The organism is Flavobacterium taihuense, assembly GCF_019351435.1.
GTDB lineage: Bacteria > Bacteroidota > Bacteroidia > Flavobacteriales > Flavobacteriaceae > Flavobacterium > Flavobacterium taihuense.
Genome location: NZ_JAHWYN010000002.1, coordinates 41,989 through 59,145, shown reverse-complemented (window position 1 = coordinate 59,145; position 17,157 = coordinate 41,989). Strand labels below are relative to the sequence as shown.

Below are 17,157 nucleotides of genomic sequence, written 5' to 3'. Positions count from 1 at the left end.
TTTCATAGTTTCTTTTTTTATTAGTTAAAATTACCAACCAGCGTTTTGTGACATCGTTCCGTTTGAAAGTATGATTTGAGATTGAGGAAGAGGGAACCAACCCAATGTTTCTGGTCTAAATGTTACATTAAACTGAGGGTCTGTATCAGCATTATCAATAGCTGCTTTAGCCACTGTTGTGCCTTGTCTAATCAAATCAAAATAACGCTGCCCTTCAAGAGCCAACTCTAAACGACGTTCCTCCATAATTACTTTTTTAGTAACAGCAAGATGGTGTGCTTGATCTTTATAAGCACGGTCACGTACTCTGTCTAGACATGTTTGAGCGAATCCATCATTGGTTCCCAAATTAAGTTCAGCTGCCATCAAGAGTACATCTGCGAAACGAATTACAGCTAAATCTTGATAGTTATCAATTTGGAAATTTCCTCCATTGACCTCTACAATTGCTTTTCCTGCTGCGTCTGTAATTGGGCAATATTTTTTCCATGCATACCCCGTGTATTGACGTTGCTCTCTAGCTTGCGCATCAAAATTCAAGCCTTCACCTGCGAAATTAATAATAGTAGCATCTCTACGAGTATCCCCTAATCCGTAAGCCTTGTACAATTTTGGGTTAACAGTCGCACCGCCCCATCCTGTAGCATAACGTCCTATCGCACCACCACGAGGAGCAATAAGCACTTGAAAACGGTTTCCTTCATGAAGATTCCAATCCCCTTTACCTGATCCATTGAAACGAACTGCCCAAACCATTTCGGTATTGTCTTCCCCTGCAAAATTTTCAAGCGAAGCGGCAAGCCATAAATGAGAGAAATCAGCAACTAGTGCGTGTCCACTATTATTAACAGCATCGTTTATGTAAGCTACCGCTTGTGTTTTGGAAACAACGCCCGCTAAATCCGCTTTTTTATAATAATCAGTATAGAACAAAAATGTTCTTGCAAGATAGGATTCAGCAGCCCATTTAGTTACATGTCCATAATTAGGATTTCCTGGTTGAGAGTAGTTATCGCTACCCAAATTATCCGCAGCAAATTTCAAATCACCGGCAATTAGAGCATAAGTTACTTCCGGAGCTACTCTTGGAGAATACAATTCGCTTGCATCAAGAGTGTGATCTAGTGCTACTATATCCCCGAACATTTTGGCCAATTGAAAATGGAAATGAGCTCTCAAGAAACGAGCTTCTGCTTCGTATTTTGTTTTAAGTGCTGCATCAGTTCCCCAATCAATTTTATCTAAGTTTTCTAATAAAATATTAGATCTATAGATTCCTTGGTAAAGTGTTTTCCAGGTGTCTTTATTCATGTCTTTATCAGAAACGTATAAAAAACGATCCCATTCTAAATCTGCTTGAGCATCTGCTATTCCATATCCTCCAAAACAATCATCAGATGCTTGCTCGCTTATCAATAAAGGTCCTCCATACGCTTCGCGTTGCAATATGTCATAGATTGCTACAACACCTTCATACGCATCTTTCGGCGTTTTATAAAAATTTTCGGTAACTTTTTCGGTATAAGGTTCGTTCTCCAAAAAATCATTGGAACATGCCCCTAATACGAAAAGGCTCGAAACTGCAAATAATTTTATATAGTTTTTCATCGGTATCATTTTTTAAAAGTTAACATTAAGACCCAACATGTAAGTTCTAGGCTGTGGATAATATCCTATGTCAATACCTCTGGCCCATGATTGGTTAGTGTTTCCAAATCCAATTTCTGGATCCATTCCTTGGTATTTAGTAAACGTAAACAAGTTGTTTGCCGCTACATAAAGTCTAAATTTGCTAAAGAAGTTAAGATTGTCTGTCAATTTTGTCAAGTCACAACCCAAAGTAGCCGATTTAATTCTGAAGAAATCAGCATTTTGAATATACAAATCAGAGAATTTCGTATAATTCCCATTAGCATCTGTACCGTTAGTAACTCTTGGTATACTGTTCGAAGTACCTTCGGTAGTCCATCTGTCTAAGATACTTGTAGTGTAATTGTTATAAGCACGAGTATAATCATGAACTCCAAAAACATTTTGGCTTCCTGCCACACCATAAGTGTAAATAGAAAAATCAAACGCTTTATAAGATACATCCATACTCAAACCATACGTAAAATCAGGATTTGGATTGCCAATTTTAGTTTTGTCGTTGGCATCAATTTTTCCATCACCGTTTAAATCAACAAAACGAACATCTCCAGGTTGTGCATTAGGTTGAACCGAAGTAAGTTCAGATGCATTTTGAAAAATTCCGTCCGTTTTTAAACCGTAGAAATAGCCTATTGGTTGTCCAACTTCAACTCTGTTTATCTCATCTATCCCTTGAAACAACAAGTTTGTATCTCCGTGAATGATTCCTTCAGCGTTTGCAATTCGAAGAACTTCATTTTGGTTGAATGAAGCATTACCATTTACCGCAAAAGTCCAATCTTTTCCAAAATTTGTTCTATACCCTAAAGCAAATTCCAAACCTTTATTGCTAATGTCACCTCCATTGATGTAAGGCGCTGTAGCTCCAGCAATATCTGGCACAGAAGCCTGCACTAGCCAATCTTTGGTTTTTTTGTCATAATAATCAAAAGTAAAAGTCAACGAAGAAAACAAAGTAAGGTCAAAACCTAAATCCAATTGTTCTGAAGTTTCCCATTTTAAATCTGGATTAGAAAGTGCATCTGGACTAGATCCCACTTGTAATGTTTCATCCGTAGTCCCAAAATGGTAGTTTTTATCATAAGAACTTATTGTTGACATATAAGCAAATTGTTTAGCGAATTGATCATTCCCGTTTTGCCCCCAGCTACCTCTAATTTTAAGATTTGTAACCACTTTGTTTTCTGGAAAAAAACTTTCTTTGTCCACATTCCAACCTGCAGAAAACGCAGGAAATATAGCATACTTGTTGTTTGGTCCAAAATTGGACGATCCATCTCTACGTACAGTAGCCGAGAACAAATATTTATTGTCATAATCATACAATAAACGTCCAAAATAAGATTGCATAGAATAATCATAACGACCACCTGAAACGGTATTAGAAGTTTTATCTGTAGCATTACTCAAATAAGCATGTGCAAAATCATCAAAATTTAAATTTTTACCCGTAGCACTTATGTATTCCGAAGTGTTTTCTTTAGCAGATGTCCCCACTAATACATCAAAATGGTGAACCTCATTTAAAGAAGCTTTGTATTGCAAGGTATTTTCAAATAACCAACCCAATCCTTTATTAGAACTCTGGGTAACACTGGATACAGTATTGTTCGTATTTGAAGAAAGTGAATATACCGGAACATAAGAGCGGTAAGCGCTATCGGTAATATCAACACCAAAACTAGTTCTAAATGTAAAGTTTTTCAAAAATTTTGCTTCCGCAAAAATGTTACCTACATAACGGTCAATTTTGTTTTCATTGAAGTTATTATAGTACAATGACCCAAGTGGATTACTGATGTCTGAAGAAATTACAGAATGTGCAAAATCACCATTATCATCATAAGCGGCATCAATTGGAGCTGCATTTATGAATCCTCTAATACTGTTACTGTAAATCCCTTGATCAGAAACACCACTACTTTTGATATTGGCGTAAGAGAAATTTTCTCCTATTTTCAAATGATTTTCGATAACCTCTGAAGTTGAATTCACATTAAATGTTGTACGACCATATTTAGATTGATTGGTTTGACTACCAATAAGTCCGTCTTGTCCATAATAAGACAATCCCGTTGCAATAGTCGATTTTTTATCACCCCCTGTAATTAATAAAGAGTGATTTTGTTTCATTGCACCTTCATTAAACAAATCATCTTGCCAATCGTGATCTGGGAAAGATGCAATTTGCGCCGGAGTATACAAAGGAGAAAGACCTGAATTCACTCGCCCTTCATTTACAATGGTAGTGTACTCTTGCGTATTCAACAAGTCTAATTTTTTAGCCACTTGTTGGAAACCGGTATATGTACTTAACGATACATTCATTTTACCATCTTTCCCCTTTTTGGTTGTTACCAATACAACACCATTGGCCGCTCTAGCTCCATAAATTGAAGCCGCTGCAGCATCTTTAAGAATATCAACTCTTTCAATAGAAGATGGATCCAAATATCCAATACCATTATCTACCACCACACCATCTACAACATATAAAGGCGAATTGTTTCCTGCGGTTCCTACCCCACGAATGTTGATTACCATACCAGCTCCAGGTTGTCCAGAAGTAGAAGTAACATTAACACCCGAACTTTGTCCTTGCAAGGCATTTACAACATCACCAACAGCTACTGCTTGAATGTCCTTTGCCGATACTACTGAAGTTGCAGCTGTAGAAACTTTCTTTTTCTGAGTACCATACCCAATAACTACAACTTCCTTAAGGTCAGAAGTTTCTGTTTGCAAACCAACATTAATCGTTGATTGGTTGTTTACCGAAATTTTTTGGGATCTATACCCTAAAACAGTAATTTTTAATACATCATCTGATTTGACATTAATTTTATAAGTTCCGTCAAAGTCTGTCGATGTACTTGCTCCTCCTCCTTCTACAGTAATATTGGCTCCAGGAATACCTAGGCCATCACTTGTAGAGGTTACTTTCCCCGTTACAGAAAGAGTTTTCTGTTGTGCAAAACCTGACTGTAGCATAAATACACTGAACAGGAGTGACATACAAAAGGGAAGCATTGTCGATGTACAATATTTTCTTTTCATAATAATTTAAGAATTGGTTAATTTAAGTTAGTAATGATTGTGTTGGTTCTAAAAAGCATTGGCTATAATTTGTTCAAATAGTTCTTGTTTCCCGCTTATTGGCTGAGGTTCTCCTTTTGCACGGGCAATAACACTAAGATCTTCAAGGGAGAGTTCCCCTTTTTCATACTTAGCTCCGTTATCCCCGTCAAATGATCCGTAACGTTGTTGACGTAAATCTTTATAATTGGTATTTCTTAAAATTTCATCTGCACAGATAAGTCCTCTGGCAAAAACATCCATTCCCGCAATATGAGCAATGAATTTATCTTCTATATCGATTGAATTTCTTCTCACCTTTGCGTCGAAGTTGATTCCGCCACCTTGAATTCCTCCTCCTTCTAAAATCACCAACATAGATTGGGTAATTTCAAAAACATTTACAGGAAATTGATCCGTATCCCATCCGTTTTGATAATCTCCACGATTCGCATCAATACTTCCTAACATTCCGGCATCTACAGCCACTTGTAATTCATGTTCGAAAGAATGTCCTGCAAGAGTTGCATGATTTACTTCCAAATTCAGTTTGAAATCATCTTGGAGTCCGTGTTTGTGTAGAAATCCTAAAGTGGTAGCTGCATCAAAATCATATTGATGTTTCATCGGTTCCATTGGTTTTGGCTCAATAAGGAAAGTTCCTTTAAACCCTTGTTTGCGGGCATAGTCTCTGCAAATGGTCAAAAATCGGCCCATATGTTCTAATTCTCTTTTCATATCGGTGTTCAAAAGGCTCATATATCCTTCTCTTCCACCCCAGAACACATAATTTTCGCCTCCCAAAGCAATCGTTGCATCAATAGCAATCTTAGCTTGAGCTGCTGCATACGCCACTACATCAAAATTTGGATTGGTAGAAGCTCCATTCATATAGCGAGGATTGCTAAATAAGTTTGAAGTTCCCCATAACAATTTAATTCCCGTTTCTTCTTGTTTGATTTTAGCGTAAGCCACCAAAGCTTTTACACGCTTTTCAAATTCTTCCAAAGTAGGCGCATCGTCTACCATATCGACGTCATGAAAACAATAATAAGGTATGCCCAGTTTGCTCATAAATTCAAAAGCGGCATCCATTTTGTCTTTTGCACGTTGAATAACATTCTCATGTTTATCCCATTCAAATGTTTCAGTACCTGGTCCAAAAGGATCTCCCCCTTTGTTGCATAAGGTATGCCAGTACGCCATAGAAAAACGCAAATGCTCTTTTAGCGTTTTACCGGCTACTATACGATTCTCATCGTACCATTTGAAAGCTAGTGGATTTGTACTTTCTCTACCCTCAAATTTTATGGTATCGATGTTTTTAAAATACGATTGTTTTGTTGTAGTCATTATCATGATTCTAGTTTAATATGATTTTTCCATTCTTGGTATATTTCCTGATACTGTGAAGTCAAAATAGGATTTGGTTCTATTCTATCTATGCATTTTAACCCTTCAAAAGCCTGATCCAAAGAAGCATAATAACCAAAACCATAAGCGGCTCCACGAGCAGCCCCTTCAGATCCGGAGGTGTTGTATAATTCTAATGTAGTTTGAGTCGTATTGGTAAAGATTTCTCTAAAAACGGGACTCAAAAAAAGATTGGCATTTCCTGCTCGAACAATTTCTCCAGATGCTCCTACCGATTTCATTACATCAAAACCATAATTCATCGCAAAAACAATTCCTTCACATGCAGAACGAATCAAATGTCCCGATTGATGGATATTAAAGTTTAGATTTTGAATTCCGGCATCAACCTTTTTATTATTAAAAATGCGTTCTACCCCATTTCCAAAAGGATAAAAACGCAAACCATTACTGCCAACCGCTACTTTGGCCGCTTCTGTATTTAGTGCTTCATAAGCGATTAAACCATTTCTGTCTGTTGACATAATTTTGCGCAGCCATTGGTACAAAATTCCAGAACCATTGATGCAAAGCATTACGCCATTATTTTTTTGAGCTTCGGTATTATTGACATGCAAAAAGGTATTGATACGATTTTCTTTGTCATAAACATCTTGGTTACTTACGGCATAAATCACTGCCGAAGTACCAGCTGTTGTTGCAATCTCTCCCTGTTTTAACACATTCAATGACATAGCATTATTAGGCTGGTCGCCACCTCGGTAAGTGATTTTTACATCAGGACTTAATCCTAATTGGGACGCAACATTGGGGTGCACCGTTGCTTGATACCCAAAGTTGGGCACAATTTCAGGAATCTTATCTTCGGGAAGTCCCATAGCCTGCAAGACTTCGATGGCTAAAGTTCCTTTTGAGAAATTCCACAAAGCGGCTTCCGATAAGCCCGAAGTACCTATTTGTGCTTTTCCGGATAGTCTTGCAGCTATAAAATCGCCCGGAAGCATCATGTAAACCGCTTTTTGAAAAATCTCTGGTTCATTAGTTTGAACCCATTTTAATTTGGAAGCCGTAAAATTTCCTGGGCTTCCAAGTATTTGCTGCTGAAAGGATTCGTGTCCCATTCTATCATAAGCTTCATTCCCTATGCTGGCAGCTCTACTGTCACACCAAATGATAGAAGAGCGAACTGGATTGATATTTTCATCAGTCAATACCAAACCGTGCATTTGATACGCAATCCCAATTCCTGCAATCTTTTTTAAATCGACATGCTGTTTAGTTCCAAGAGATTGAATTCCGTTTTTTACATATTCCCACCATTTATTTGGTTCTTGTTCTGCCCAGCCAAATTTAGGAGCAATAATATTCATCTCAAATTCAGGAGCGGTTACCGAAGCAACAGTAATTCCTTTGTCAGCATCAAATACTGATAATTTTATAGACGAGCTCCCTAAATCGATTCCTAAAAAATACATATTCTTATTATTATATGATTGACTTACTATTGTTTTTTGTACTTTTGGTCAAACAAACCACAACGTTATGGTTAATTTGACTACAAGTATATAACGAATTTTTCATATTAACAAAAAATTGAGATTAAATATTTGTAATTAATAAAAAAAGGTTTTTATTTTTATTGGTATCCTATCTAAAAAGAAGGTTTTTTTAGACCTTTTAATGTTTTTTACAAAATTAAAGCATTGATTTACAGTGATTTAAATTTTATTTAATTTGACAATAGGAAACATTTGAGGTTTAGAATCAAAAAGCAGCTTTAATCACAATTGTTTTACAAAATATAATTCGTCTTCAGGATACAACTCTTTAAAAAAATATTAATTTTGGTACAAACTACAAAAGGCTATGGGGGGAAAAATTATCGATAGGGATTTAATACAAATTCAAGAGCAATCTGCCATGAATGCCATTACTATTGACTGCGTGATATTTGGTTTTGATAACGGAATTCTTGAAGTTCTTTTGGTACAACACGCCGAAGGTATCAGTAAAGGAAGATGGGGATTACCAGGGGGCTGGATCAAGAAGAAAGAAAGTACAGACGATGCGGCGCATCGTTTGCTGGCCGAACTCACCGGAATGGATAATATTTACCTCGAACAGCTCAAAGCCTTTGGAGAACCAGACCGTTTCCCTTTGAGAAGGGTAATCACCATTGGCTATTATGCATTGGTAAAAAGAGAAGACTATAATATTAAAGCAGGTTTTACAGCTTCGGATGCCAAATGGTATAAAATAAATGACATTCCAAATTTAATTTATGATCATAACGAAATTCTGGCTTATAGTATAAAAAACCTTCGCAATAGGGTACGTCAAGCACCACTCGGTTTTAATTTGTTGCCAGAAAAATTTACTTTATTACAACTCATGCAACTTTACGAAGAAATCTTAGGCATCGAAATGGATAAATCCAATTTCCGCAGAAAGATTCTACACATGAAATTACTGGTTCCACTGGATGAAAAACAACAAGATGTTTCCCACAGGGCAGCACAATTGTATAAATTTGATCCTGAAATTTACGAAAAGTTGACACAAAAAGGGTTTAATTTTGAGTTCTAATACGTTTTATAGTATTTCAACTCTTTATCCATACTTTAGTTAGTAGGAGCTAATCCCGCTATCCGTTACAATATTATGGGCTGAACCCCAGCCCATAATGATTTTCACTTTTATCGGGGCTAGGTCATTTGTTTACAGTAGAAAATTGCAAAAAACCACAAAAAAAGACCCGAAAGCTAATCACACTTTCGGGTCTGAAGTACTAATAACTAATCAAAACTCCTTTTTATAACAAAATATGTGCTTTCAAATAAAAATCATCTTATGGTTAATTTGACAACAAGGTAGTTATTATTTTTAAATTACCACTATATAATACCTAAAAAATGATAGCTATCTGTCTTTAAAAGATTATTCACAAATCCGAATTTGCAATTTGCTGATTACTCAATCCTAAAACAACAAAAAACCATTTACCCTTAAGATTCTGAAAAGTAAATTCCTGTGAATAACTTCGACAGTATGATTATTAATCATTCGAAAATGGAATACGAGAATTAAAGGAGGACAGTTTGAATGAAATTAAATTCAGAACCACACACAAAAACAGCTATGAGTTACGTTATACAAATGAAAATTAATTAAGCAAAATAAACCACCATCTATCAGTACTTTCATTTAATGTTAATTAATCTAAAAAAGAGCTTTGTTTAATTTTTATCCATAATACTTTCATAAAAAAAGTGTGAAACCAAACGAATTTAGCTTCACCCTTTTTAAATAACTAACAACCTTTATTACCAGAACTTCACGTACAAAGCACAAATAATCAATAATGTAATTACAATCAATACCATTGTTTGCGGTTTAACTTTAAACATTTCAGTATCCAACTCGAATGCTTTTGGATTCACTTTTGGACCAGCAAAACTGATACCAATCATTAAAAGCATCGTAAATAAGAATGACAATCCCATACAGATATGGAATGGGATTTCGAAACCACCTTTTCCATTTGGCCAAGCCGTATACAATAAAGTTTCATTTCCTAATAATGCAGGTGCAAATTCGTTGAAGAAAACCGACAATAAGAAACCTGAAATCACACCAACAATTGCTGCTGTACCAGTCGTTCTTTTCCAGAACATACCAAGGAAGAACATTGCAAATACTCCCGGGCTAATAAATCCAGTATATTTTTGAATGTAAGTGAAACCACCCACACCACCAATTCCTAACAAGTCATTCCAAGTAAACATAACCGCAAGAAGCATCGCTGCAAAAACGGCATATCTTCCGATATTTACCTGAGTTCTATCTGACGCTCCTTTTTGAATGTATTTCTTGTGTACGTCCAAAGTATAAATAGTCGAGATACTGTTTACTTTACCTGCCAATGAAGCTACGATTGCAGCAGTCAAAGCTGCAACGGACAATCCTTTTAAACCTGTAGGAAGGAAAGTTAACATCGCAGAATATGCTCCGTCTTTTCCACCAACTAATTGTGGCAAATGTCCATTTTCATATAAAACATAAGCGGCAATACCTGGTAACATTACAATAAGAGGCATTACTAATTTCAACATCCCTGCAAACAAAATACCAGTACGGGCAGTTTGTAAATCAGCCCCCAAAGCTCTTTGAGTGATGTATTGATTACAACCCCAATAGTTAAGATTGATAATCCAAATACCTGCCAAATATGACATTAAACCTGGGAAAGTAAGATACTTATTGATCTCCAATTGAGAAGAAGTAGCTGTTGGTCTTGGAATAATCATTTTGAAATGCTCTGGTGCTTTTTCCATCAGAACTTTGAAACCAGCGATCGCATCTTGGCCAAAACCAAAATAGTGTCCCACAGTAGTCAAAGCAATATAAGATGTAACCAAACCTCCAATAATCAAAACCGCAACCTGAATTACATCAGTGTACGCCACTACTTTCATCCCTCCTAGAGAGATTAATAAAGCGAAGAAAGCCAAACCTACCATAATAACATGCAGATATTGACCACCTGCCAATCCATTAATAGCAACCGCTCCTAAATATAATATAGAAGTCAAGTTCACAAAAACATACAAAAACAACCAAAATACAGCCATAATCAAAGCCGTTGATTCGTTATATCTTGTTTTCAAAAATTGAGGCATGGTATAAATCTTGTTTTTCAAATAAACAGGAATAAACCAAACGGCAACAATAATCAAAGCTATAGCAGCAAGCCATTCATATGCAGCAACAGCGATTCCCAAAAAGAATCCTTCACCACTCATTCCAATAAATTGTTCAGCCGAAATGTTTGAAGCGATTAATGAAGCTCCGATAGCCCACCACGTAAGTGATCCTTCAGCAAGGAAATAGGCTTTGGCATCGTGTTCGTTTTTTTCACGCTTGCGATAAATCGTATATCCATAAGTGGATACCACGACAAAATAAATAATAAATACTGCGTAATCCGCAAAAGCGAGGTTCTGGCTCATGAGTAAATAGTTTTATAGAAATTAATATTAATAAAATGTGGTTATTCTTTTGTACTTATATTTTGCAATCTGTAATCTATTGCTTTTGGCATTAAAATACTTCATTTTTAGAAAAAACATTGCGATTCGGCAATCTAATCAACTGTAAAATAGGATATGCATTTTTAATTCCGATATTTTTTATGAATTACTAAAGCCAAATGTAAAATAAAAATATTTATTTTTAATACTTATAAATGTATTTTTTACATTTATTTTTAATTTAATGCTTAACAACCCAAAACAGTACGATTATCCTGTTTAATTATGATGCAAATTCAGGAGTAGATCGAATCTTCTGCTCCCATTTCCAGGCGCTGGCCATGGCTTCTTCCAGAGTCGAAACGGTTTTCCAACCCAAAACAGTATTCGCTTTATCGGTATTGGCGTAAGCCTCAGTTACATCACCTTCTCTTCGTTCCACAATTTTATATGGCAATTTTTGACCACTTACTTTTTCAAAAGCAGCAATCACTTCCAACACTGAACTTCCCTTTCCTGTTCCCAGATTAAAAATCTCCAAAGGTTCATCATTCTTCTTGTTCAATAATCGTTGCAATGCTATTACGTGTGCTTTGGCCAAATCGACTACGTGAATATAATCGCGAACGCAAGTTCCGTCAACGGTTGGATAATCATTTCCGTAAACCGATAATTCAGCACGTAATCCCATTCCTGCCTGAGTGATAAATGGAACCAAATTTTGAGGTACACCAATAGGCAATTCCCCAATTTCACCAGACGGATGTGCCCCGATCGGATTGAAATAACGCAGCAAAATAGCATTAATAGCACTCACCTTCACAACATCGGAAATAATTTCCTCACCTATCTGTTTTGTGTTTCCGTAAGGAGACAATGCCGGTTGAATAGGTGTTGTTTCGGCAATAGGCATCACTTCGGCTTGTCCGTAAACCGTGCAAGACGAACTGAAGATAAAATGTGCTTCTTTCTTTTTCTCTAATTCCTGCAAAATATAAACTAAAGCACCCAAGTTGTTTTCATAATACAACAAAGGGTTTTTCACGCTTTCGCCAACTGCTTTTGAAGCTGCAAAATGGATTACTCCCGCAACATCATTATGTTCCATAAAGAAACTTTGGACAGCCAATTTTTCTCTTAAATCGATTGCTGAAAAAATCGGTTTTTTACCTGTAATACGTTCAATTCCATCCAAAACTCCAATCGAAGAATTAGAAAGATTATCTATTACTACCACTTCGAAACCTTGATTTTGCAATTCGACAACGGTATGCGATCCTATGAAACCCAAACCGCCTGTTACTACTATCTTACTCATCTTATTTGTTTTTATAATGTACCCCTGGAAGTGCTTTCAATACTGCAGCACTTTTTTCTGGAGTAATGTCTCTTTGTGCTTCTCCCATCATTTCGTAACCTACCATAAATTTCTTTACGGAAGCCGAACGCAACAACGGCGGATAAAAATGCATGTGAAATTGCCATTCCGGATGCTCTTCACCATCTGTTGGCGCTTGATGAATACCCGAAGAATACGGAAATGAGGTTTCAAAAAGATTATCGTATTTTATCGTTAATGCCTTTAAAATAGAAGCATAAGCTGAAACTTCTTCTGAAGTGAACTCCGTTATTTTTGTGATATGTCTTTTACTGATAATCATTGTTTCAAATGGCCAAATTGCCCAAAAAGGAACCAGAGCCACAAAATGTTCATTCTCAATTACGATACGTTCGTTTAGCTTTAATTCTTCTTTCAAATAATCCAGCAAAAGATTGCTTTGATTTTTATCGAAATAGGCTTTCAAGCTGTTTTGTGTTTTCTCCACTTGGGTAGGCAAAGAAGATTGCGCCCATATTTGCCCATGTGGATGCGGATTGCTACATCCCATAACACTCCCCTTATTTTCGAAAATCTGAACGTGATTGATGTAATCTACACTTCCTAATTCGGTGTATTCTTTCTGCCAAGTTCTAATAATAGTCTCAATTGAAGCAAGATCCATTTCCGGCAAAGTCAAATCGTGTCTTGGCGAGAAACAAACCACTTTGGCAATACCACGTTCTGGAACTGCTTTGAAGAAAGTTGGTTTTAACTCCTCTTCAAACAAAATTGGTTCTTGTTTTACGGCTGCAAAGTCATTCTCAAAAACAAAACTCGATTCATACTTCGGATTGTTTTCTCCATTGGCACGAACATTCCCTGGACACAAATAACAGGTAGCATCGTATTCCGGAAGTGCATCCGTATGAATTTTTTCGTTTTGTCCTTGCCAAGGTCTTTTCGCTCTGTGCGGAGACACCAAAACCCATTCATTAATTAATGGATTGAAACGTCTGTGCGGATCTTCATTTATATCAAAATTTTTCATCTTAATTCATATTATATAATGATGTACCGTTTCCGATTTTTACATCATAAATTCTCAATTCTATATCAAAAGCCTCTTTATACAACTTAGTAAGTTTGGATTTGATGGCTTCTTCATCTCCTTTTTTAATCAAATTGATGGTACAGCCACCAAAACCACCACCCATCAATCGAGAACCAATTACAGCTTTCTCTTTTTTCAAAGTATCCACTATAAAATCCAACTCATCACAACTTACCAAATACTCTTTGGACAAACCTTCGTGAGTTTCAAAAAGCAATTTCCCTAAGGCTTCGATGTCTCCTTTATCCAAAGCTTCGCATGCAAGGGCTACACGATGAATTTCTTTAACCACATAATGACATCTGACAAATACATTAGGTGTCATTTTATCTTTTAATTGCAGTACAAGGCTTTCGGTACAATCCCTGAAACTTGAAATCTCCTGAAAGTTACTTTTTATAATCGAAAGACCTTCTTCACACTCTTCTCTCCTGGTATTATAAGCCGACGAAAACAGCGAATGCTTCACGTTACTATCAAATAAAATAAGCGAATAATCATTGAAATCGGCGTTGTGGTATTCGTATTCCAATGTTTTGCAATCAATTTTTATGACTTTATTTTCTAAACCCATAACACTCGAAAACTGGTCCATAATCCCACAGTTGATTCCAACCCAGTGTTCCGCTTTTTGTCCCATTAGAGCAATATCCACTTTAGGAATTGACAAATTGTAAAGTTCTTTGATTCCAAAAATCGTCCCGCATTCTAAAGCCGCTGAAGAAGACAATCCAGATCCAACAGGAATATTACTGCTGAATACACAGTTAAAACCGTCGAATGAAAATCCTTTATCCTGCAATTGTTTGATAACTCCCAAAATATAATTGGTCCAAACGACTTTGCTCAATACAATCTCTTGCGTTAAATCAACTTCAAATTCTTCATTTAAATCGATAGCAACAATTTTAGATTGCTTCGAATTACTTTTTGCAAAAGCGAAACAAATAATCTTGTCGATGGCAGCAGGCAAAACATAGCCGTCATTATAATCGATGTGTTCTCCAATGATGTTAATTCTTCCCGGAGAAAGAACTACTTTTTCGGGAGCGTTGCCAAACTTCTCCTGAAAAAAAGCAGTCGTTTTGTTAATTAATAAATCGTTCATTTTCTTTAAATTACTATTATTTTGAAATTGTTAAAGTCTTCAGTTTATTTTTTAGATTCTAATGTCAATTTACCTCTCTTAAGCCCAGCACCATTTACTTCAAGTTGTACATCACCAGCAGTTGTTGTCGATTTTACAAGCACTACCAACTTTCCGCTAAAAAGTTTCATGGTATCTTTATGAAACATTTCGAGTGAGGTAGCATCGCCATTGCAGGCTGCCCTGTAAGTACCCGCCCCAGAAACCTTAAATTTTAACTGGTTGGTTGCCGTAGGACAAGGAATTCCATTTTTATCAACTACAGATACTGTTACGAAGGATATATCTTCGCCATTGGCAGTGATTGTTTTCCTGTCTGCCTCTAAAACAATTTGATAAGGCTTGCCGGCTGTCTTTACTTCTTCTTCAGCAACAGCTTTACCATTGTCATCAAGAGCCACAACTTTTATCGTTCCCGGCTCATATTTCACATCCATCCACATCAGGCGATAGCGATTCTGGGGGGTATTTTTGTTTTTTTTCTGCACTCCCATGCTTTTACCATTTATAAAAAGCTCAGCGCTGTTGTAATTCGTATATACAAAAACTGGAGTTGTCTCTCCTTCACGGCCTTCCCAGTTCCAATGCGGTAAGATATGAAGAGTTGATTTCTCTGTATTCCAACGGCTTCGGTATAAATAATAACGGTCTTTAGGCAAACCGGCTAAATCGTTAATTCCAAAATAAGAACTTCGGGACGGCCAACTTTCATCATAAGGCGTCGGTTCTCCTAAATAATCAAAACCAGTCCAAACAAACTCACCTATTACCCAAGGTTTATCATCTTGAAGCACAAAATCTTCATCAGGCACATTAGACCAGCTGCAGGCTTCCAAATCATAAGAGGAAGATTGAAAATCAGGATACTGCTTGTCTTTTTCTTGAACTATAGGAAATTTATAAATCCCTCTGGAGCTAACAGTTGAAGCTGTTTCTGAACCTAAGATAAACCCTTGCGGAAATTTTGAAAAAGCCTCATCATATAAATGTACACGGTAATTCAGTCCCGGAATATCCAGCAAAGCTCCAAAACCAGATTCCATAGTTGCTTTTACCTGATCCATCCCAACAGTTACCGGACGTGTCGGGTCTTCTCTATGAAATATTTCCTGCAGCCATTTGGCACGTTTTACACCAACTTCTCCCCATTGATCTGGCACTTCATTTCCAGAACTCCACATCACAATAGAAGGATGATTTCTTGTTGCCTGCACCAAATTAACGATGTCTTTTTCAGCATATTCCTCAAAAAAGCGATGATAGCCATTTTCTACTTTTGGCTTTGCCCATTCATCAAAACTCTCTGCCAAAAACAGAAACCCCATTTCATCTGCCAATTCAAGCTGCTCAAAAGAAGGCATATTGTGTGAACTACGTATTGCATTACAACCGAGATCTTTTAATATCACCATTTGTCTTCGTAACGCAGCTTTATTTACTGCAGCTCCAAGAGGACCAAGATCGTGGTGAAGGCAAACTCCTTTAAATTTGGTTACCTTTCCATTAAGACTAAAGCCTTTATTGGCCTCGTATTTTATTTCTCTAATTCCAAAACGTGTTGAAATGGCATCTTTCAGTTCTTTTCCAACATACAATTGAGAAACAGCTTTATACAAATAAGGAGTTTCAGGACTCCATAATTTTGGCTTTTCTACTTTTATATTTTGATCGAACTCTTTTCCGAATTGCAAAGTCGATTCCTCTGAATTTAGTTTCTTTCCTTCAGCATCAAAAATAGTGGTAACTAAACGGCAGTTTTCTCCAGAAGCTTTTGTCTTGATATTAACTTTGGCAACTTCTGCACTTATAAAAGGAGTCGTTACAAACTGCCCCCATTGGTCAATGCTTTCGTTATTTTTTATAATAACACTTACTTTTCGATATAAACCAGCACCAGGATACCAGCGCGAAGCAAATTCTTTATTGGTTAATTTTACTGATAATGTGTTCTCCCCTTCTTGTATAAATTGGGAAACATCAAAGTAAAAATAATTGTAGCCATACGCCCATTCTCCAACTTTTTTTCCGTTTAAATACACTTGAGGTTCGCTCATTGCTCCTTCAAAAAGCAAGAGTATTTTTTTTCCTTTTGAATCTTTAGGCAGTGTAAATTTATTGCGGTACCACGCTGTTCCAATATGAGGTAAAGCACCTGTTCTACCTGTTTTTTCGGTGGCTATTTTTTCTCCGTTTTGAACAATGGCCACATTCTGTATATCGACATTTTTATCAAAAGGCCCATAAATTGCCCAGTCATGCGGAACGGTTACGGATTCCCATTTCGAATCATTAAAATTTACTTTAGGAGCATCGGCAAAATCGCCTTTTTGAAACTTCCAATTGGTATCTAGCACTTTGACTTCTCGTGTTTGAGACAAAGCCATTTGTGTAAATACTAAAAATATAACGAGAATACTTATCAGTTTCTTCATTTTTAAACCTTTATAAT

Annotated in this window: 10 protein-coding genes; 1 reads left to right on the top strand and 9 read right to left on the bottom strand. The window is 36.5% G+C overall.

Features of this window, described 5'->3' with window-relative positions; all coding sequences use genetic code 11:
- Window positions 1-30 precede the first annotated feature (30 nt).
- From KZH69_RS01965 to KZH69_RS01950, 4 genes are read right to left on the bottom strand one after another with little or no spacing between them, the layout of a single operon-like run.
- Window positions 31-1,608, bottom strand: a complete 1,578-nt coding sequence (locus tag KZH69_RS01965; RefSeq protein WP_219315784.1) for a RagB/SusD family nutrient uptake outer membrane protein — start codon at window positions 1,606-1,608, stop codon at window positions 31-33.
- Window positions 1,609-1,620: 12 nt separating this feature from the next.
- Window positions 1,621-4,707 carry a SusC/RagA family TonB-linked outer membrane protein gene (locus tag KZH69_RS01960; RefSeq protein WP_219315783.1) on the bottom strand — a complete coding sequence of 1,029 codons (3,087 nt, stop codon included), beginning with the start codon at window positions 4,705-4,707 and terminating at the stop codon, window positions 1,621-1,623.
- A gap of 48 nt (window positions 4,708-4,755) precedes the next feature.
- The gene (gene xylA / locus KZH69_RS01955; protein WP_219315782.1) at window positions 4,756-6,078 is read right to left on the bottom strand and encodes a xylose isomerase; all 1,323 of its coding nucleotides are present in this window, start codon (window positions 6,076-6,078) and stop codon (window positions 4,756-4,758) included.
- 2 nt (window positions 6,079-6,080) lie between these two features.
- On the bottom strand, window positions 6,081-7,574 hold the full coding sequence (locus tag KZH69_RS01950) for a xylulokinase (RefSeq protein WP_219315781.1): 1,494 nt from the start codon (window positions 7,572-7,574) through the stop codon (window positions 6,081-6,083).
- 391 nt (window positions 7,575-7,965) lie between these two features.
- Here KZH69_RS01950 and KZH69_RS01945 point away from each other — a divergent pair, with 391 nt between their 5' ends.
- Window positions 7,966-8,685: an NUDIX hydrolase gene (locus KZH69_RS01945; protein WP_219315780.1), complete on the top strand. Its 720-nt coding sequence runs from the start codon at window positions 7,966-7,968 to the stop codon at window positions 8,683-8,685.
- Window positions 8,686-9,422: 737 nt separating this feature from the next.
- Here KZH69_RS01945 and KZH69_RS01940 read toward each other — a convergent pair.
- The 5 genes from KZH69_RS01940 to KZH69_RS01920 form a co-directional block, all read right to left on the bottom strand.
- Window positions 9,423-11,108, bottom strand: a complete 1,686-nt coding sequence (locus KZH69_RS01940; RefSeq protein ID WP_219315779.1) for a sodium/sugar symporter — start codon at window positions 11,106-11,108, stop codon at window positions 9,423-9,425.
- Window positions 11,109-11,412: 304 nt separating this feature from the next.
- Window positions 11,413-12,447 (bottom strand): UDP-glucose 4-epimerase GalE, encoded by a 1,035-nt coding sequence (gene galE, locus KZH69_RS01935; protein WP_219315778.1) that lies wholly within the window; start codon window positions 12,445-12,447, stop codon window positions 11,413-11,415.
- A 1-nt stretch (window position 12,448) separates the two neighbouring features.
- Window positions 12,449-13,498: a UDP-glucose--hexose-1-phosphate uridylyltransferase gene (locus tag KZH69_RS01930; protein ID WP_219315777.1), complete on the bottom strand. Its 1,050-nt coding sequence runs from the start codon at window positions 13,496-13,498 to the stop codon at window positions 12,449-12,451.
- Window position 13,499: 1 nt separating this feature from the next.
- Window positions 13,500-14,669, bottom strand: a complete 1,170-nt coding sequence (gene galK / locus KZH69_RS01925) for a galactokinase (RefSeq protein WP_219315776.1) — start codon at window positions 14,667-14,669, stop codon at window positions 13,500-13,502.
- Between the two features lie 44 nt (window positions 14,670-14,713).
- Window positions 14,714-17,140: a DUF4982 domain-containing protein gene (locus tag KZH69_RS01920; RefSeq protein ID WP_219315775.1), complete on the bottom strand. Its 2,427-nt coding sequence runs from the start codon at window positions 17,138-17,140 to the stop codon at window positions 14,714-14,716.
- Between the last annotated feature and the right edge of the window lie 17 nt (window positions 17,141-17,157).

Coding starts and splice junctions, on each gene's coding strand:
- KZH69_RS01965 (WP_219315784.1), bottom strand. CDS start 1,608: ATGAAAAACTATATAAAATTATTTGCAGTTTCGAGCCTTTTCGTATTA.
- KZH69_RS01960 (WP_219315783.1), bottom strand. CDS start 4,707: ATGAAAAGAAAATATTGTACATCGACAATGCTTCCCTTTTGTATGTCA.
- xylA (WP_219315782.1), bottom strand. CDS start 6,078: ATGACTACAACAAAACAATCGTATTTTAAAAACATCGATACCATAAAA.
- KZH69_RS01950 (WP_219315781.1), bottom strand. CDS start 7,574: ATGTATTTTTTAGGAATCGATTTAGGGAGCTCGTCTATAAAATTATCA.
- KZH69_RS01945 (WP_219315780.1), top strand. CDS start 7,966: ATGGGGGGAAAAATTATCGATAGGGATTTAATACAAATTCAAGAGCAA.
- KZH69_RS01940 (WP_219315779.1), bottom strand. CDS start 11,108: ATGAGCCAGAACCTCGCTTTTGCGGATTACGCAGTATTTATTATTTAT.
- galE (WP_219315778.1), bottom strand. CDS start 12,447: ATGAGTAAGATAGTAGTAACAGGCGGTTTGGGTTTCATAGGATCGCAT.
- KZH69_RS01930 (WP_219315777.1), bottom strand. CDS start 13,498: ATGAAAAATTTTGATATAAATGAAGATCCGCACAGACGTTTCAATCCA.
- galK (WP_219315776.1), bottom strand. CDS start 14,669: ATGAACGATTTATTAATTAACAAAACGACTGCTTTTTTTCAGGAGAAG.
- KZH69_RS01920 (WP_219315775.1), bottom strand. CDS start 17,140: ATGAAGAAACTGATAAGTATTCTCGTTATATTTTTAGTATTTACACAA.